Source organism: Natronoarchaeum rubrum (assembly GCF_024494695.1).
This window is the reverse complement of sequence record NZ_JANHDP010000006.1, coordinates 127,954-146,167: the sequence shown is the minus strand read 5'-3', so window position 1 is coordinate 146,167 and position 18,214 is coordinate 127,954. Positions and strand designations below refer to the sequence as shown.

The 18,214-nt window shown below is 68.7% G+C and carries 19 protein-coding genes and 1 tRNA gene; 7 read left to right on the top strand and 13 right to left on the bottom strand.

Going from position 1 to position 18,214, the window contains the following annotated elements:
- Positions 1-62 precede the first annotated feature (62 nt).
- From NO931_RS15970 to NO931_RS15955, 4 genes are all read left to right on the top strand, one after another.
- Positions 63-214 (top strand) — tRNA-Met (locus tag NO931_RS15970).
- A gap of 247 nt (positions 215-461) precedes the next feature.
- Complete coding sequence (locus NO931_RS15965) at positions 462-1,547, top strand: Gfo/Idh/MocA family protein (protein ID WP_256393354.1); 1,086 nt, start codon at positions 462-464, stop codon at positions 1,545-1,547.
- Positions 1,548-1,676: 129 nt separating this feature from the next.
- Positions 1,677-2,654, top strand: coding sequence for an aldo/keto reductase (locus NO931_RS15960; RefSeq protein WP_256393353.1), 978 nt, complete (start codon positions 1,677-1,679; stop codon positions 2,652-2,654).
- A gap of 93 nt (positions 2,655-2,747) precedes the next feature.
- Positions 2,748-3,728, top strand: a complete 981-nt coding sequence (locus tag NO931_RS15955) for a DUF7972 family membrane protein (protein ID WP_256393352.1) — start codon at positions 2,748-2,750, stop codon at positions 3,726-3,728.
- 26 nt (positions 3,729-3,754) lie between these two features.
- Here the strand turns inward: NO931_RS15955 and NO931_RS15950 are convergent, their stop codons facing one another.
- The 5 genes from NO931_RS15950 to NO931_RS15930 all read right to left on the bottom strand — a co-directional run bounded on the left by NO931_RS15950 (position 3,755) and on the right by NO931_RS15930 (position 8,328).
- Positions 3,755-4,114 carry a four-helix bundle copper-binding protein gene (locus NO931_RS15950; protein WP_256393351.1) on the bottom strand — a complete coding sequence of 120 codons (360 nt, stop codon included), beginning with the start codon at positions 4,112-4,114 and terminating at the stop codon, positions 3,755-3,757.
- A 139-nt stretch (positions 4,115-4,253) separates the two neighbouring features.
- Positions 4,254-5,411 carry an MFS transporter gene (locus NO931_RS15945; RefSeq protein WP_256393350.1) on the bottom strand — a complete coding sequence of 386 codons (1,158 nt, stop codon included), beginning with the start codon at positions 5,409-5,411 and terminating at the stop codon, positions 4,254-4,256.
- A 53-nt stretch (positions 5,412-5,464) separates the two neighbouring features.
- Positions 5,465-6,391, bottom strand: coding sequence for a DUF7260 family protein (locus NO931_RS15940; RefSeq protein WP_256393349.1), 927 nt, complete (start codon positions 6,389-6,391; stop codon positions 5,465-5,467).
- A gap of 76 nt (positions 6,392-6,467) precedes the next feature.
- On the bottom strand, positions 6,468-6,749 hold the full coding sequence (locus NO931_RS15935; RefSeq protein WP_256393348.1) for a HalOD1 output domain-containing protein: 282 nt from the start codon (positions 6,747-6,749) through the stop codon (positions 6,468-6,470).
- 424 nt (positions 6,750-7,173) lie between these two features.
- The gene (locus NO931_RS15930; protein WP_256393347.1) at positions 7,174-8,328 is read right to left on the bottom strand and encodes an NAD-binding protein; all 1,155 of its coding nucleotides are present in this window, start codon (positions 8,326-8,328) and stop codon (positions 7,174-7,176) included.
- A gap of 106 nt (positions 8,329-8,434) precedes the next feature.
- On the opposite strand from NO931_RS15930, the gene NO931_RS15925 reads away from it, so the two are divergent.
- Complete coding sequence (locus NO931_RS15925) at positions 8,435-9,748, top strand: TrkA C-terminal domain-containing protein (protein ID WP_256393346.1); 1,314 nt, start codon at positions 8,435-8,437, stop codon at positions 9,746-9,748.
- Between the two features lie 52 nt (positions 9,749-9,800).
- Complete coding sequence (locus tag NO931_RS15920; RefSeq protein WP_256393345.1) at positions 9,801-10,958, top strand: DUF8167 domain-containing protein; 1,158 nt, start codon at positions 9,801-9,803, stop codon at positions 10,956-10,958.
- Positions 10,959-11,028: 70 nt separating this feature from the next.
- On the opposite strand, the gene NO931_RS15915 is transcribed toward NO931_RS15920, so the two are convergent.
- From NO931_RS15915 to gatD, 5 genes are all read right to left on the bottom strand, one after another.
- Positions 11,029-11,448, bottom strand: coding sequence for a universal stress protein (locus NO931_RS15915; protein WP_256393344.1), 420 nt, complete (start codon positions 11,446-11,448; stop codon positions 11,029-11,031).
- 75 nt (positions 11,449-11,523) lie between these two features.
- Positions 11,524-12,699, bottom strand: a complete 1,176-nt coding sequence (locus tag NO931_RS15910) for an inorganic phosphate transporter (protein WP_256393343.1) — start codon at positions 12,697-12,699, stop codon at positions 11,524-11,526.
- 1 nt (position 12,700) lies between these two features.
- Entirely contained in the window at positions 12,701-13,069 is a 369-nt protein-coding gene (locus tag NO931_RS15905; RefSeq protein ID WP_256393342.1) for a hypothetical protein, read from the bottom strand.
- A 164-nt stretch (positions 13,070-13,233) separates the two neighbouring features.
- Positions 13,234-14,181 (bottom strand): GNAT family N-acetyltransferase, encoded by a 948-nt coding sequence (locus NO931_RS15900; protein ID WP_256393341.1) that lies wholly within the window; start codon positions 14,179-14,181, stop codon positions 13,234-13,236.
- A gap of 12 nt (positions 14,182-14,193) precedes the next feature.
- Entirely contained in the window at positions 14,194-15,435 is a 1,242-nt protein-coding gene (gene gatD, locus NO931_RS15895) for a Glu-tRNA(Gln) amidotransferase subunit GatD (protein ID WP_256393340.1), read from the bottom strand.
- Between the two features lie 130 nt (positions 15,436-15,565).
- Between gatD and NO931_RS15890 the strand changes: the two genes are divergently transcribed.
- Positions 15,566-16,132: a DUF8526 domain-containing protein gene (locus NO931_RS15890; RefSeq protein WP_256393339.1), complete on the top strand. Its 567-nt coding sequence runs from the start codon at positions 15,566-15,568 to the stop codon at positions 16,130-16,132.
- A gap of 12 nt (positions 16,133-16,144) precedes the next feature.
- Here the strand turns inward: NO931_RS15890 and NO931_RS15885 are convergent, their stop codons facing one another.
- The 3 genes from NO931_RS15885 to NO931_RS15875 all read right to left on the bottom strand — a co-directional run bounded on the left by NO931_RS15885 (position 16,145) and on the right by NO931_RS15875 (position 18,195).
- Positions 16,145-16,687, bottom strand: a complete 543-nt coding sequence (locus NO931_RS15885; protein WP_256393338.1) for a GrpB family protein — start codon at positions 16,685-16,687, stop codon at positions 16,145-16,147.
- Between the two features lie 100 nt (positions 16,688-16,787).
- Positions 16,788-17,429, bottom strand: coding sequence for a hypothetical protein (locus tag NO931_RS15880; RefSeq protein WP_256393337.1), 642 nt, complete (start codon positions 17,427-17,429; stop codon positions 16,788-16,790).
- A 109-nt stretch (positions 17,430-17,538) separates the two neighbouring features.
- On the bottom strand, positions 17,539-18,195 hold the full coding sequence (locus NO931_RS15875; RefSeq protein WP_256393336.1) for an ArsR family transcriptional regulator: 657 nt from the start codon (positions 18,193-18,195) through the stop codon (positions 17,539-17,541).
- Positions 18,196-18,214 lie beyond the last annotated feature (19 nt).

Below are 18,214 nucleotides of genomic sequence, written 5' to 3'. Positions count from 1 at the left end.
TCACACGCGAGACCGCCGGAGATGAGAAGCTTAAAGGTAATCACCGGACAACTCCGAGTCGAGCCCGGGTGGCTTAGCTGGACATAGCGCCGCACTCATAGGGTTCTGAGCTTCGGTGCGGCTCGCCTTGGAAGCCTCTCATGTCCGTACGAGGACTGCCGAGCCTCGAACCTGGGACATGCGGAGATCGAGGGTTCGGAGCCCTCCCCGGGCATAGATTTTCACGCTGTCGCTTGCTCCGTCGAGCGACGAGTCTGTGAAAATCGTAGCGTGAAACGGCGACGAACCCGTAGGATCTGTGCGAGCGCCAGCGAGCGCGAGGCAGGAACTCCCGTCGGGATTTCCGTGGTCCGGAGCCCTCCTTGTACACTGTTTCACACGTCGCGATGACCCCTGACGGGCAGCGACCCGGCTTGTGAGTACACCTAGGTATTTCAGTATCAATCCCAGAGTTGACGCCGATGACTGAGCACGATTCTCCGGTCCGGCTCGGCGTCGTCGGGCTAGGATTCATGGGACAGACGCACGCTACGAACGCCGAGGAACTGGGCCACGAGGTCGTCGCCGGCGCCGACCTCGTCCCCGAGACGCGCGAGGAGTTCGCCCGAACGTACGACGCGGCGACCTACGAGGCGTTCGACGAGATGTACGCCGCCGAGGACCTCGACGCGGTCGCGGTGGCGACGCCGAACAAGTTTCACGAACCGGCCGCCGTCGGGGCGCTGGAGTACGGCTACGACGTGCTCTGCGAGAAGCCGCTGGCCCACACTCTGGAAAGCGCCGAGCGGATCGCCGCGGCCGCCGCCGACTCCGAGGGGTTCTGTGCGGTGAACTTTCACAACCGGTTCTCCCCCGCCACCGAGATGTTCAAGGAGTATCAGGCGGAGGGGCGCTTCGGCGACATGAGCCACGTGCGTGCGAACTACGTCCGCAGCCGCGGCATCCCCGGCGTCGGCTCGTGGTTCACCGACGAGTCGCTGTCGGGCGGCGGCGCCGTGGTCGACATCGGCGTCCACGCGATCGACTACGCGCTGTACCTGCTGGAGTACCCTGAGGTCGAGGAAGTGTTCGCGGTCACCCGCTCGCAGTTCGGCGACCGCGACGACTACGTCGATCCCGACGAGTGGTACGACGCGACCGAGGAGGCAGTCTTCGACGTCGAGGACTCCGCAACCGCGATGATCCGCTGCGCCGGCGATAGGACGATATCGCTGGAGGTCTCTTGGGCCGCAAACGAGCCCGAGTCCCAGGAGGTCGTCGCCCGCGGGACCGAGGCGGGCGCGCGCCTCGATCTGGGCGGCGACGACCTGACGGTGTTCGGCGCCGGAAAGCAGGGCACCGACCACCTCGTCGAGTCGACGATGTCGGGCGGATCGCTCGATCACCCCGGCTGGGAGGGGTCGGCCAAGCAGTTCCTCGACGCGTCGGCCAGCGGGGAGCCGCCGGCGCTCAACACGGTCGAGGAGGCCCTGACGGTCCAGCGCGTGATCGACGCCATCTACCGGTCCGCGGAGTCGGGCGCCTGCGTCTCGGTCGCCGACGAGTAGCGGCGTCGGATCGACGCCGAAACTCGTTGGCATCGGCGCCGACGCGGCGTCGGTTCGTGCGGACGCCGAAACTCGACTCGGCGGTTCCGCCAGACGGACGTTTTTGATCCCGGTCGTCCAACGTCCGCTATGGAGTACACCACGCTGGGATCGACCGGCATGGAGGTCAGTCGCATCTGTCTGGGCTGTATGAGCTTCGGGTCGAGCGACTGGCGCGAGTGGGTCCTCGACGAGTCCGAGAGCCGCGAGATCATCGAGCGAGCGATCGACCTCGGGATCAACTTCTTCGACACGGCGAACATGTACTCGGCGGGCGAGTCCGAGCGCGTGCTCGGCGACGTGCTGGCCGACTACGACCGGGACTCGCAGGTCGTCGCGACGAAGGGGTACTTCCAGATGGACGAGGACGACCCCAACTCGGGCGGCCTCTCGCGGAAGGCGATCGAACAGGAGCTGCAGAACAGTCTCGATCGGCTCGGGATGGACACCGTCGACCTCTACCAGATCCACCGCTGGGACGACGACACGCCGATCGCGGAGACGCTGCGGGCGCTCGACGACGCCGTCCGCCGGGGCGACACGCGGTACGTCGGCGCCAGTTCGATGTGGGCTCGCCAGCTCGCGGACGCCCTCCACGAGAGCGAGCGCAGCGGTCTGGAGCGGTTCGTCACGATGCAGAACCACTACAATCTGGTCTACCGCGAGGAGGAACGCGAGATGCTGCCCCTCTGTGAGGACGAGGGCGTCGGCGTGATTCCCTGGAGCCCGCTCGCCCGCGGGTATCTCACGCGCCCCCACGAGCAGATCGACGCGACGACCCGCGGCGAGACCGAGGAGTACCTCTACGAGCATCCCTACCGGGAGGGCGGCGGCCCGGAGATCAACGAGCGCGTCGCCGAGCTCGCCGCCGAGAAGGGCGTCACGATGGCCCAGATCGCGCTGGCGTGGCTGCTCCACAAGGAGTGGGTCGACGCCCCGATCGTCGGAACGACCAGCGTCGAACACCTCGAAGACGCCGTCGAGGCCCTGGAGATTTCGCTGTCGAGTAGTGATATGGCCTACCTCGAAGAGCCCTACGAGCCGGTGCGGGTGTCGGGCCACGAGTAGCGGCGCGGTCGGTGCGCGATACGTCCGGTGAGCGGCGCGGTCGGTGCGGCGCCGTCACGTCTCGTTTTCCCGCCGGCCGTCGTACGATCGCCCGTGAGCGACTCCGGATCGGCGTCGAACGGGAGTCCGAACGCGGCGCGCTGGTTGCTTCTGGAGGGGAACCGCCTCGCGATCGCCGCCGGCGTCGTGGCGTGCGTGACCCTCGCGACGCTCGCGGTCCTGTGGGCGTTCGGCTACGCGGCCGTCCGCCCGCGGAGCCCGATCAACTTCGTGTACAGCTCGATGATCACCGGGAACCTGACGCTGCTGACGGTCGTGCTCTCGATCAACCAGCTCGTCCTCTCGCGGGAACTCGGCGCGCCGGGGACGCTCAGCCAGCGGATCGACGCGACGCTGCAGTACCGATCCGAAGTCGAGGCGACCACGGGCACGAACGTGACGCCGAAGGCGCCCTCGGCGTTCATCCGACACCTCCACGAGAGCGTCGGCGAGACGGTCGACGGGCTCGCCGGGACGACGGACGAACTCGACGGCGAGACGAGGCGCCGGCTTGAGAGCGTCCTCGACTCGTTGCGGCGCGACGTACGCACCGTCAACGGCGCGCTCGAAGGCGACGACGTCTCGATCTTCGGCGTCGTGGGCGCCACCGTCTCGACGAACCACGCCGAGCAACTCAACGAGATCGCGGAGATGCGGGCGAACGCCGGCGAGTCCCTGTCCGACGAGCAGCGCGAGGCGCTGGACCGGATCGAGGACGCGCTGTTCCAGATCGACGTTGCGCGGGACTACTTCAAGACGATCTACGTCCAGAAGGAGCTCGCCTACCTCTCCCGGGTGCTGCTGTACGTCGGCGTCCCCGCGATCGTCTCGGGCGCGCTCTCCCTGCTCGCGTACAACGCCGGCCACGTCGGGTCGGTCCCTTCGGAGCTGTACGCGGTGGTCGTCGTCGTGACGGTGACGCTGGGGTTCGCGCCGCTCGCGATCCTGTTCGCGTTCGTCCTCAGACTCGCCTGGGTCGCCCAGCAGACCGCGACGATCGCTCCGTTCTCGCCGGACGTCGACTACCGTCCCTGAAAAATAGCGAAACGACGGCTCGGCCGTCAGGTGCCGATCATCGACCGGCAGCTCTCGGCGCACTCGCGCAGCACGTCGGCGCAGACCTGACAGTGGTGATGGTCGTGTTGCTCGCACTCGTCGGCGCACTCTTCGGCGGCGTCAGCGGTGGCTCGCGTAAGCTGCTCGGTGTAGCCGGACTCGCGGGCCATGAACCGCGCGTGCATGGTCGCGAGATCGGCGACGTCCCGGCACAGCCGGATGCAGTTGGACATGTCCATGTCCTCGTCGAGACACTCGTCGGCGCACCACTCGCAGGTTTCGGCGGCCTCGAAGCAGTTCTCGATGCAGTCCCGCGCCGTGTCGTCGAGGTGGTCGATCTCGGATGAGGTGTCTGCCAGTGACATCGCGTTCTAGAGTACCACGACACCTCTTTAGTGGATTTTCGTTATCGAAAATGAAAATCAAGGCGGTACGATTCCGACGCCGTCCGACTGAGCGCGCGCTCGATCTAGCAGATCGCTTCCGACCGTCGGCGCGGTGGTGTCACGCCCCCTCGGGATGCCCGGCGACGGCCCACGTCGCCGCCGTCACCGCGAGCAGGGCGACCGTCAGCGCCACCGTGAGATACATCGCCGTCGCTATGCCGGCGCGCTCGGCGAGCCAGCCGACGACGGGCGGCGCCAGCGCGATCCCCAGGTACGTCCCGCCGGTCGTCAGCGCGTTGATCGGGCCGCTGTACTCCGGTTCGGCGTCGACGCCGTAGGATAGGACGGTCGGGAACAGCCCCGAGAGAAAGAGGCCGGCGACGAACACCACCGCGAACAGCCCGACGCCGGAGACGCCGCCGAACGCGACGACCAGCGCGGGCACCGACAGCCCGGCGAGCGCCAGCGCCAGCGGCAGATACCGGACGCGGTCGATCATCCAGGTGTTCAGCGCGCGCCCGGGGACGTACGCCAGCAGGTACACCGACAGCAGGGCGCTCGCGAGATCGCGGGCGACGAGCGTCGAGGCGTAGTACGGGAGCCAGGTGAACACGATCCCCTCGATTCCGCCGATCAACGTCATCGCGGTCGTCGACCCCAGAATCGCCGGGCGCCCGAGCAGGCGCCTGAGCTCGGCGAGCGAGAGCGTCCGCTCGTTGCTCGAACTCGTGGGCAGGTCGAGCCGCCAGAGCGCGGCGACCAGCGGCAGGAACCACAGCGCCAGCAGCGCGTACGTCACGCGCCAGTCCGCGACCGCGAGCACGCCCGTGACCACCAGCGGGCCGGCGACCGCGCCGACCGCCCACGCCAGCGCGTAGAGGCTGAACACCCGGCCGCGCCGCGCCGGGTAGAGGTGACTCAGGATCGGCCGGTCCCCACCGCGAAACGCCCCCGCGGCGGCGCCCTGTCCGATCAGCGCGACGAGAAACAGCGCGTAGATCGGTGCGACGCTCATCGCAAACAGCGCGAGGGCCGTCGCCAGCGTGCCGAAAAGCAGCGTCCGGCGAAGATCGACGCGCCCGGTGACGAAGCCGACGCCCAGGATCGCGACGACGAAGCCAAGCGTCCCCGCCGGCGCGACGAGTCCGAGCAGCGCTTCCGAGACGCCAAAGGACGACTGAAAACTGCGGAGCAGCGGCCCCCGCGTCTGCGTGGCGACGGCGTCGCCGACGACGAACAGGAAGATCGTGACCGTCCAGGCTCGGCGCGAGTCCATCCGCTACGTGTCTCGACGCCCCGATAGGAAGGTGGTTTCGGAGCCGGAACCGCTTAGACCCGACGCGTCAGCGCGTCGGCGACGCGGCGTCTGGTCGTTCGGATGCGATCGAGCAGCAGCGCGCCGTCCGCGAGCGCCGGGTAGTCGACCGGGAGCGGTCCGTAGAGGTACGCACAGAGGCTGTGTCCGTCGTCCCGCCAGTCGGCCCCGCTACCCCCGCGCTGGACCTGCTCCTGTCGCCGTTCGAGCGTCTCCCGGCACTCGTCTTCGAGTTCGCCGAGCTCCTCCCAGGTCTCGGTCAATTCGGGAAACGACTGCTGGAGGCGGCGCTGGTTCTCGATCCGATCGACCCGGCGATCGATCGCCGCCAGGTCGTCGGTCGCCGCCGCCAGCGAGTCGCCCTCGGTCGATAGCGTCCGCAGGAACGACGTCCGCTCCTCGCGGGACGCCGCGGCGCGCTGGAGTAGCGCCTGTTTGACCGGCGGCGTCAGCGCCGAGCCACCGGTCACCGCCGCGGCGACTTCGTCGCCGAACTCCGCGCGCATGTGCGTCTCGAGCGGTTCGCCGTAGTCCTCCTCGTAGTGCGGGACTGCCATCACGGTCTCCTCGTAGGCCCGCCTGACAGCCCGTAGCTTCGGCGGCGCGTCGGCGGCGTCGGCGCGAACTAACGTCGCCCCGCCCGCGCCGCCCGGACCGGACTGGCCGCTCCCCGCGGACAACCCCCCGACACGTCGCTCGAACCGTTCGAGCGCCGACAGCTCGGCCGCCACCCGGGACTGTTCCTCGTCGCACTCCTCGCGAGCCGAGTGCAGAAACGTGAGCGCAATCACTGCGAGAAACGTCACCGTCACCGTCGCCGCGAGTACCGCCTGCGAGGAGAGCAGACCGGCAGCCCCACACGCCGCCGTCGAGCATCCCTCCTGAAACTCCGGCTCGCCGAGCCGGTACACGCCGCCGCTGGTCGCCAGTGCAGAGCCCATGCCAAATTATAGCACGATGGCGGCGTTCATAATCGTTGTGCCGATGGCCTCTCGACGCTATCCTCGCGGTTCGAAGCTACGACTCGTCTTCCTGGTCGACGAGTTCCAGCCGTCCGTCGCCGCGGATCGTCGCCAAGAACCCCTGGTACTCGATGGTCATCGTCACCTCTTGCTCGCGAACCAGCGAGTCCAGCGCGTCGGCGTCGACGACGTCGTACAGCGGCGGCAGCTCCGTCGCCTCGACTCCCCGGGCATCCGCGACCGCTCGTACCAGCGCCGTCGAAGGCGGCATCGCGTCGTCCCACTCCCGTTCGATCGTTCGCTGTGCGTCTCGTCCGTTGTGTGTCGTCCCCGTCATAGCTAGAGATTCCCGCGTTCGTCGGCGGTTCGTAGGTGCGTTTCTCGTGCGCACCCCGTGCCGGCACCAGTGCCCCCGAACGGCCGGCGACTACACTCTATCACCCGGTTACGGATTAGTCCGTATAGTAGTGATCAAACTCAGTCGTGGTTGTTACAGGGTGGTATCGTGCGGTGCTGCACCGGCGGCTTCGGGACGGCTGAGATGGGTTGTTGATTTCGGTCGTATCAAGGTCTCTAACTCTTGGTTGACGGTTGTCAACACCCAACACTTTAACGTTCGTTAACACAACTCCCGTGCCGTGTCTCTACGCGGGCTCTCGCTCGATCGTGGCTGACGTTCGCACTCGATACGTGGCACCACGAACGCCGATCGCGGATCTCCGCCGCGCTTCTCGGTGACGTCCGGATCGGCAGGGTCGTGCTCACTCGCCGGCGAGTTCGTCCAGCACCTCGTCGGTGTCGCGCTCCTCGGTCTCCTCGAACGCCGACTTCACGAGCAGCCGGCCGCCGATGCTGGCCGGGCTGATCACGTCGTCGGCGCCCGCTCGGCGGAGTTTCGGGATGTTCTCGCGATCGGTCGCCGCAGCGACGATCCGCACGTCCGGCCGGAGTTCTCGCGCGGTCAGGATCGTCAGCGCGTCCTCGGCGTCGTCCTCGGTCGCGACGAGCACGGCGCGGGCGTCCTCGATCCGGACGCGGTGCATCGGCTCCTCGTCGCTCGGATCGCCGGTGAACACGTTGTAGCCCCGATCCGAGAGCTCGGCGGCGTGGGTCTGATCGTCGGTGACGACCACGAAGTCGTGGCCGGCGTCGTGCAGTTCCGTGAGGATCGGTTCGGTCAGTTCGCCGTACCCCAGTACGAGGACGTGGTCCTCCAGGAGTTCGAGCTGTGAGTCTGTCATTTTCCCGAGTGCGTGGCTGAGGCGCGCTTCGATCGCCGGCCCGAGCAGGGACCCGAGCGCGACCGCGAAGCTGGCCGCACCGAACACGACGACGCTCATCCCGAACAGCCGCGCCTCCTGGCTGGTCGGGGCGACGTCGCCGTACCCCACCGTCGTCGCCGTGACGATGGTGAAATAAAAGGCGTCGAGCATCGTGTTGACGCCGTTGAACTCCTCGCGCAGAATGTACGCGCCGACGGTGCCGTACGCCTGGACGCCGGTGAGCGCGATCGCCGCCGCCATCTGGGTCGTCGTCAGCCCGATGGGGTTGGAAAATCGCCGGTAGTTGGCTGCGACGAGCGGGATCGCCAACAGCGACAGCACGACCAGCGGGAACGACACCTGACTGGCCTGCAGGACGCCCTGTGCGGCTGTGATAGGGAGCAACACCAGCACCACGTACCACGCCGCCCGCAGCCCTCGCCGGAGCCCCGACACCGCCGCCAGCATCAGAAAGCCCGTCAGCGTCCCCGTGAACCCGGCGAGCCGCTGGGCGTACTCCGGGACGTACGGGTCGAGCGGACCGACCGTCGTGACGCCGATGTTGGCGATGCCGGTGATCACCGACAGCACGGCCACCAGCGTCGTCAGCGTCACCGCAGCGCGGACTCCCACCAGTCGTCGTCCGCGTACCATATCAGCTTCTGTGGATACCCGAATATAAACGGCCGTCGGTCCCGAGCGTTCGAGGCCGCCCGTCGCTCCGGTACTGGTTTAGGGGAGCGCTCCCACTCGCTCCCCAATGGCATCGCTTCCGGTCGAACTGCTGTTCGGGCTGTACGTCGGCCTGCTGACGGGCATCGTCCCGGCGCTGATCTCGGGCTCGCTCGGCTTTCTGTTTCGCTACGTCACCGGCGTCTCGGTCCCGGCCCTGGCGGTGGTCGTGCTCGCGGTGGCGGTTGCGGGGATCAACGGCGGCCTGCTCGGGCTGGTCGACCCCGCGATCTCGCAGTCGCCGCGGCTACTCGTCGCCGCGCTGGTCGTGATGATGCTGTCGCTGTACGCCCACAGCCAGGGCGACAAGCTGGGCGCCTCCTTCCCGCGGCGATTCTCGATCGCCAAGCTCCGCAAACAGACGCTCTCGACCGACGTCGTCGACTTCGTCGGCGGCATCGGACAGGTGACGATCCGGCCGGCCGGCGAGATCGGCGACATCGACGGCTACCCGCCGCTGCCGGCCGATCTGCGCGAGGAACTGCTCGGCGGGAGCTGGCGGTTCCCCGCCGATCTGCCGCTGGCCGAACTGGAATCCCGGCTCGCTCGTCGCCTGCGCACCGAGTACGATCTGGCGGCCGCCGACGTCGCCATCGACGCCCGCGGCAGAGCGACGATCGACGCCGCGCCGCCTTCCGGCGGCCTCTCGCGGCGCGTCCCGCCGGGTCGCCGGGCCGTCTCGATCGCCGCGCTCGTCCCGACGGGCGTCACCCGCGGCGAGCGCGTCGTCGTGAACGTCGGCGGAACCGGCGATCACGCGGACGGCGACCGCGATCCCATCGAGGGAACCGTTCTCAGCGCCCGCTCGACGCCCGACGAGTCGGCCGCCGTTGCGCCCGAGAACGAGCCCGTCACCGACGGCGGCGAGGAACCGGCGGCGGCCCGACCGGCGGCGCCGACGACGACCGGCGGCGAGGGGCGGATCACCGTCGCCGTTCCGGCGAGCGACGCCGAGCGGCTGCTGCGGGCCGACAGGGGGCAGGTCGTCGTCCGCCCCCACGACGCGCCCGCCGAGTTCGAGCTGCTGTCGGTGCTGCGGCGCACCGGGAAGTTCGTCGAGTCGATCACCGTTCGCGCCGGCGGCCCGCTCGCGGACGCGGTCGTCGATCCCCGAGCGCTCCGGGAGGAACACGGCGTCACAGTGCTGGGCGTTCGCCGCTCGTCGATCGACGAGGGTGGCGACCGCTGGACGTTCTCGCTCGACGCCGGAGAGCAACGCTCTCCGAGCCCTGGCTCGGCGTCGCCTCGCGAGGACGCCGGCGCCGTGCTCGCCGCCGAGGACGAGCTGTTCGTCGCCGGGCCAGCCGAAGCCGTCGCGCGGTTCCGCGAGGTGATGTCGTGAGCCGCTCGCGAGCGTCTGTCCGCGGCGCCCGGTCACGCGGGGAGGTCCCGCCGTGGTAGCGCCCGCCGTCGAGGCCGGGCTCGCCGCCGCCGTGCGGATCGCCGGGTTGGCGACGCTGTCGGGCGGCGTCGCCTTCGCGGCCGCGGTGGCCTACCGCTGGTACGGCCGAACGCCGATCCCCGAGGGGCCGGCGGTGCTGTTGGGGCTGAGCAGCGTCGCGCTGTGGCTCAACACCACGGCGACGCTGATCGGCGCCATCGGCGGCAGCGACGCCCTGGTCGAGCCGACGACCGCGCTGTACACCGTCGGCGCGTTCGTCGTCGGCGGGATCGCGGCCGATCTGGGCCGGCGCGCCGGCGACCGGGTCGCCACCGAGTCGGCGACGCTCTCGGCGGGCGTCTCGGGCTCGCTCGACGGCGACGTCTCCCGGCTCGTCCGCAGTCGCGGCCGTGCGATTCGGGTCACGCTGCCCGACGAGATCGACGACGTCGAAGGGTACGACCCGGTCGACGACGAGCGCAAGGACGACATCGGCGGCACGACGCTGCTCTTCCCCAAGGGGCTGACCGTCGGTGAGCTTCGCGAGCGCATCGTCGCGCGCCTCGAGGACGACTACGGCGTCGGCTACGTCGACGTCGAGGTCGCCGCGGACGGCGCCGTCGACCACCTCGCGCTCGGGCGACGCCAGGCCGGCCTCGGGCGGACGCTCCCGCCGGGAACCGTCGGCGTCGCCGTCCGGGCCGATCCGGCCTTCAGCGCCAGCCCGGGCGACGCCGTCGAGGTCTGGACCTCGGGTGCCGACGCCGAGCGCGTCGCCACCGCCGAACTGCGCGCCGCGGTCGGCGACGTAGTGACGCTGGTCGTCGACGAGCGCGACGCCGACGCGCTGGATTCGGACCGCCGGTACCGCCTCGTGACCCTGCCCCGCGAACCCCAGGCCGACCGGGAACTGCTGGCCGGCATCCGCGAGGCCGACGAGATCGCCGGCGTCGTCACGGTCGCCGAGGGCGGCGACCTCGACGGAACGCTGGTCGGCGACGTGTCCGCGACGGTCGTCGCCGTCGACGGTCCCGACGGTCTCGAAGGGACGCCCCGCCCCGGCCGGGCGCTCCGGCCCGGCGATCGGGTCTACGCGCTCGGCCGGCCCGAGCAGCTCCGCCGCATCGGCGCCCAACCGACCGACGACGGTGCCGTCGAGCGGGCCGACTGAGCGGCCGCTCCCTTCCTTCGATCGCCCCCTCGTCCCCGGATGGTCCTCCTCAGTTGTCTCCGGACGACTGTCACCGGACGACCGTCACCGGCACCGGCGACCCGCGGACCACTCGCTCGGCGACGTTCCCCATCAACAGCCGTGACCGGAGGTCGCCCCCGTGACTGCCGAGGACCACGGCGTCGAAGTTCTCCGCGCGGTCGACGATCGACTTCGCGGGACTGCCGACGTCGACGGTAGTGTCGATGTCGACGCCGCGCTCGGCGGCGAGCTCGCGGGCCGACTCGAAGATCGGCTCAGCCTGCTCCCGGGCGACCTCCTCGATGTCGTCCTCGAGGGCCATCTCCAGCGCCCGGCCCATCATCGGCGACGGCTCGCCGGCGACGTACAGGACGGTGATCTCGGCGTCGGGATGCACTTCGAGCGCGTACTCCAGGGCGCGCTCGGCCATCTCCGACCCGTCGGTCGCGACGAGGACGCGTTCGATCATGCTATCTGGTAGCACTCGTGAGGGCATAAACGTGTAGTTCGGATGCCGTCGGTCGGCGAGATCGCAGCCCCGGCATCAGAGCCCGAAGATCGGTACGAACCGGAACGTGAGGTACGCGCCGGCCGTCGCGATCGCGGGGACGACGTTCTGCATCAGGACGACTCGCGCCGTCGTCGCGGGGTCGAACAGGTCCGAGGCGCGCGGGATGTCCTCGGGGTCCTCCTCGCCGATCGACGGCGGCGTCTCGCCCTCCTCGTCGACGGTCAGCGCGCCGACCGACACTCTGGGCGACTCCTCGCCCTGGACCGCCTCGGACACCGTGAGCGGGCGGGTCGCCCGGCCCCAGCCCAGGCCGATGATCGACATCGTCGCGATCACGACGAAGCTCGCGGGGATGCCGATCGCCGACAGGAAGATCACCAGCGAGGCGCTGACGACCGCGACGACGATCGCCGCGGTCAGGGGCAGCTCGGTGAGGTCGTTGCCCATCGTCTCTAAGGTCCGGCGCGCGATGGTGAACGTCCCGACGCCGACGGCGAGACAGCCGCCGACGATGGCGGGATTCATGTCGACGGCGTCGCTCCCGACCAGCGGCGCGATCGCGTTCGCGATGTTCGAGGTGCCCGAGCTAAACGCCATCAGGCAGCCGATCACGATGACCGTGATCACGCCCCACAGCTCCCGCCTGCTCGTGGTCTTGCTCACGACAGGACGCGGGAGCGTCCCTGACCGATCGAGCCGCACGAGCGGCCCCTCGCTGCGCTCCATCCTGACGATCCGGTTGAGCCGCGCGTAGAAGTAGCGGCCGATCACCAGCGACACCCAGAACCCGATAAACGGCGCGACGATCCACCAGATCGCGATCTCGCCCATCACGCCCCAGTCGAGTTCGCCCGCCGCGAGCCCGAGTCCCGCGATCGAACCGACGGCGGTCATCGACGTCGACGCGGGCACGCCGAACAGGTTCCCGATAAACAGCGCGAACCCGATGAAAAACAGCACTCCGATGCTGGTCGTGAGCGTGAACACCGACGCTGCGACGAGGTCGCCACCGAGCGTCGCGACGACTCGGCGTCCGATCGTCCACGCGCCGACGAAGAAAAACAGCGTCATCAGCGCGGCGGCGGTCGTCTTCGAAATCGCGTCGGCGCCGACGGCGGGCCCGAACGCCGGGCCGGTCGTCGCGCCGCCGATGTTGTACCCGACGAACAGCGACACGACGATCCCGACCGCCAGCAGTATCGAGACCACGTTATCTTCCGTCCCGCCCGGTCCCTGCCTCGCGGTCGCCGGACTCCTCGAGCAGTTCTTCGATCTCGTCCTCGCGGGGCCGACGTTCGACGCGCTCCTCGACGGACTCGACCTGTTCCTGAACGGTTCCGATTTCCTCTCCGACCGTCTCTTCGACGGTTTTTTCGACCGTCTGCTCGACCTCCTGGCTCATCCACTCGGGGTCGAACCGCGACATCTTCCAGACGACGTGGAGCGCGTACGACACCAGCACCCCGAACCCGAACGCCACGCCGACCCTCGCGCCGACGACGGCGATCAGCACGACCGCGACGAAGATCAACACCCCGTAGGACAGGTCGATAGCGGCGTCGACGCGGCGCGGGTTCATCCGCGGCGGGGTGCGGTGAGATCCTGCGCCGCCGTGCCCCGCCGGTCCGGCGGCCCCGCGACGCGGTGCCCGTCGCATGCCCGATAATGAGTGGCTGCGTTCATGTTCTCATCTTCGCCGGTCCGAGTGAAATCCTTTTGGACGGGCGGGTCGGCGGTTGGCCGCTATCGGCCCGTCAGATCCGCCGAGAGCACGAAGTCCGGGTGATCGGAGATGCCCGCCCGGACGGCGGCGCCGTCGCTGACGTGCCGGACCGTCTCGGGGATCAACACTCTGGTTCTGTCGGCGCCGATGGCGGCCGCGTCACGCTTGATCGCGGCGACAAGCGTTTCGAGCGCGGGGACGTCCGCCCACGCGCCGACGCCGTACTCGGCGACGTGCTCGGTCGTCGCGGCGTCCGCCGCGTCGTCGCTGGCGCCGCTCTCGCCGTCCTCGACCTCGCGCTCGTAGTCTCGGACGCGGAACGTCGCCGCGCGGGCGCCGTCACCGTCGGTGACGCCGAACGCGGCCGTCTCGTCGGCGGCGTCGCGGAAGTCCTCGCGAGTCAGCTCGCGGACGGCCCAGCTCTCCTCGGGCGCGAGCGCGAGTCCTCGGAGGTGGTCGCGGGCCGCGCTTTGCTGCCAGTACTGCCACGCGGCGTCCGGATCGGTCGTCGCGTCGAGCGGGCCCTCCGCGGCCGGATCCGGATCGGGTTCGAGCCACCGGAACTCGGTCGTCGGCTCGAATCCGGTCGCGCGCGACTGGCCGAGGCCGGCCTGGTTCCAGGAAAACACCATGTTGCGGGCGACCGTCGCGCCCTCCGATCGCGCCCAGTCGAACAGGTGCTCGACGAGCAGGCTGCCGACGCCCCGGCCGCGGTGGTCGGGATCGACGCGCATCCCCTGGAGCCACGCCTCGCGGTCCGAGAGAAATGTACACTGGAGGATGCCCGCGACGGCGTCCTCGTCGACGGCGACCGCCGTCTTCGCTGACTCCTTTGCGATCCAGTCGTGAAACACGTCGGCGAGATAGTCGCCCGTCTCGCGCTCGGGCCAGGTGTTTCTGGTGAACGCGACCACGTCCTCGTAGTCGTCGTCGGTCGCCGCGCGCACCGTCAGGTCGGCGTCGGTCATGCTACTTCGTTCTCACTCCCACGGAACGGATCTGTCGGTGATCTCGCCGGCGATCGGCTCCCGCATCGCCGCGGACACGTCCTCGGCGTTCGCCAGCGCCCACATCAGCTTCACCTTCGCGGTGCCGGGCAGCAGGTCCTCGCCCTCGATCACGCCGGCGTCGAGCAGGTCGCGGCCGGTGTCGTAGACGCGATCGCAGACCCGCCCGTCGAGACACTGGCTGGTCATCACGACCGGCGTGCCCGCGTCGGTGATCTCGTCGATCCGGTCGATCCAGTCGGAGTGGACGTGACCCAATCCTGTGCCCTCGATCACGATGCCGTCCTTCTCGGCGGCGAGATCGAGCACGGCCTCGTCGGTGCCGGGCGTGAACTTCACCAGCCCGACGTCGGGGTTCAGATCGTCCGCGACGGCCAGATCCGTCGCGCCCCGCTCGGCGTGCTCGCGGCGGAACGTCACCGCGCGCTCGTCGTAGTCGACGCGCCCGAGCGGTTCGCGGCCGACCGTCTCGAAGGCGTCCCGGCGCGAGGTGTGGTTCTTCCGGACGCGGGTACCGCGGTGGAGCGCGCAGTCTTCGTCGGACTCGTTCTCGTGCATGCAGACCAGCACCTCCGCGCAGTCCGATTTGGCGGCCTCGACCGCACAGACCGCGTTCATCACGTTGTCGCTGGAAGGTCGGTCCGCCGAGCGCTGGCTGCCCGTGAACACGATCGGCACGGGCGTGTCGAGCATGAAGGCGAGCGCGCTCGCGGTGAACTGCATCGTGTCGGTGCCGTGCATCACGACGACGCCGTCGGCGCCCCGCTCGATCTCCTCGGCGACGACGCCCGCCAGTTCCTGCCAGACGTCGGGCGTCATGTTCTCCGACAGGATGTTGGCGACGACGCGCCCGCGGTAGTTCGCCAGCCCCGCGAGGTCGGGCACCGCGCGCAGCACGTCTTCGGCGTCGAACTGCGCCGTGACGGCGCCGGTGCGGTAGTCCACGGTCGACGCGATCGTCCCGCCGGTCGAGATCAGCGAGATCGTCGGGAGCTCCTCGTCGAACTCGACGGTCGATTCGGCCTCGGCGTCGCCGTCCTCGACGTCGTAGACGTCCGATTCGAGTACGTCCACGTCGGCGTCCGATCGGTCGATGCCGACGTTGTACCCGCCCTGTAGCTTGACGACGAGGTGCTCCGGCGTCGTCGAGGGGAGCAACACGCCCTCGTAGGTCTGTCCCGCGCGCTCGACCCGCACGCGATCGCCTGCGTTCATGTACGGTCGTTCTGCCCCGCGGGACTTGAACGCACTCCTTCGTCGGTTCGCTCGCGTGGCGGCCCGCACAGTCGCTCGGATTTGTTGGCGCAGCGAAACACCCATGAGACCGGACGCCGAACACTCGGGTATGAGCGAGCGCACGGACCAACTCACCACGGAGGCGTCGTCGGACGACGGCGTGCGCCGGGACGGCGGCGGTGAGCGATCCGCAGGATCGCGATCCTCGTCGGACCACCGGTCCGACGGCGGTGGGTTCGATAGCGGGTTCGACGACGACCTGCTCGGGGGATCGGACGCCGAGTCGGGATCCACGGCGGACGCCGACGACGAGTCGCGCCTCGCGGGCTACTTCTCCCCCAAGGTGTTTCTCGGCATCCTTGTCGGGCTGGCGGTGCTGTCGGGCGTCGGCCGGTCGGTCGTCCCGATCGTTTCCGGCCTCGGCGGCGTGCTGGGCGCCTTTGCCGGCGCGTTCCTCGTCGGACTGGTCAGCTCGAAGCGCCGGTACGGCGAGACGGGCGCCGCCGGTGCGGTGCTGGGCGCCGTCAGCGCGGTTCCCGGGTTCATCGCGTTCGGGCTGGGTCTCCAGTCGGTCGCGACGATCGCCGCGGTCGGCGGCGCGGTGGGCCTGATCGTCGGCCTGCTCGGCGTCTACTTCGGCCGCGATCTGCGCGACGGGCTGTCGAAAGATATCTGAGGACGCCGAAGTTTACCGGTCGTTCTCGGACCGGTCGAGAATGTGCGTGACGAACGCCGATTTTCGCTCCGTGTAGGACGCCCGGTCGTCGGGGTGGGCCGTCGCTAACTTCCGCTTGAGCCGCGCGTACTCCGCGGCGGCGTCCGGATTCGATCGCAGGTAGTCCCGGAACGCGATCTGCTCGCGGTGGCAGACGCTGCCGCGCTCGGCGATCGAGAGGTAGTGCGTTCGCTCCTCGGTGGGTCCCTTGGCGAAGAACAGCCGGTCCGGAACGGCATCGTTTTCTCGGAGTTCGTAGCCTTCCGGTTTCAGTCGAGCGACGTACTCGGCTTTCGGAGCGGGATCGTCGGCGACCGCCAGCAGATTGAGGACGGGCTTCGCCGGTAGCCCCTCGATCGCCGTGCTCCCGACGTGTTCGATCTCGTCGACGCTGGCGTCGAGGGCGTCTTCGAGGCGCGATCGCTCCTCGTCGGCGAGTTGCTGCCACTCTTTGCGATGTTCGACGAGTTTGACCGTGCCGCGTTCGAGTCCGAGCAGCAGACTTCGTTGGATCACCGGTGAGATGAATCCAACGGTCGATATATCCCGTCCCGGACGCCCCTCGTCGTTCAACGCCGCTTGCTCATCGGCGTCTCGACGACACCGGCTCTCGGGGCTACGTCCCTCTTTCTTCGTCGTCTCGACGGTCTAAGAGCCAACCGCCGCCGACAAGCCCGGCGAGCGCACCGAGGATGCCCGGTTCCGGCATCGGGCTGTCGCCACTTCTGGCGGAATCAGTGCCGTCGGAGCCGCTGTCCCGTTCGTTTCCGCCATCGCTTCCTCGCGAATTGTCGACGTCAGTGGACATTTCTCGGAACTCGTCGCTGTTGTACATCTCTCGCGAGGAGTGTACCTCGGTAGGTGGCTCCTCTGTGGTGCGGACTTCGATGCCGTCCCGTTCGTCGTCGAGATACTGCTGCGCCATCTTATCGTCACTGACGTTGATCACGATGATCCGATTGCTGAGGCCACAGATCAGTCTCTCCCCCTTGAAAAGTTCGCTTCCCCTGAACCAATCCGTTCCAGTGTACTCTCTTTCCAGTGTTCTCCGAACCTGCTCCGCCCGATGAGCGTGTTCCCACCATGCTGTCGGGACTCCCGACTCGTCGCTGTATGCTGGGTCAGGATCACCGGGATCAGTGTCTGGCTTGATCGTGCTGCAGTCGGGTGACTCGGAGTCCGACGACTGTCCTGATGCGAGCGTCGGCACTCCAGCGGTGAGCGTCCCGGTGGCTGCCAGGACGGTCCGACGATCCATAGCCGGGATACTTCTCATCTTGGTAAAAATCTTGTGTGGGGGACCGGAATAATCCGCTCATCGCACTAGATTCTGTCGCCGAGGTCGGTAGTGGCTTCCAGCGATTGACTCAGTCCACGAGCGTCCAGCCGTCGTCGACGCGCTCGACGAGACCGTTTTCCGAGAGATCCGCGAGAACCTGTTCGACCATCCCCGGGGGCGCCTCGACGTCCTCGGCGATGGCGTCGGCGACCTTCGGCTCGTCCGCCAGCGCCAGCAGCACGTCGGCGTACAGTCGGCTGTCGGCGTCGGCGTCCGCCTCGTCGGTCAGTTCGTCGAGCACTTCGGTGATCCGGCCCTGGACCCACCTCTGGGCCATCGAGAGCTCGTTTTCGAGCTGTTCGAGCTCCTTGAGCTCCGAGGCCAGTTCGCGCGTGCCCTCGTCGGCGTCGTCCAGTTGCACGTCGATCGTCAGATAGCGCCACGTCGTGATGTCGAACCCGCGGCTGGCGGGGTAGGCGCTCTTGGTGCCGAATTCGTAGGGCGAGACGTTGACTTCCAGGCGGAGGTTCCGGGAGATGTGGAAGTACTTCCGGCGCTGGTCGTCGGTGTGGCTCTCGACGATGCCGGCCTCCTCCAGCTTTCGGAGGTGGTCGATCACCGCCTTGGGACTGACCCCGAGATACTCGCTGATCTCCGTGACGTAGCAGGGCTTCCGCGCCAGCAATCGGAGGATGCGCCGGCGGTTTTCGTTGCCCAGAAGATCCAGCAAGGCTGCGGAGTCCATCTGTCGATCAGTTAGGTTC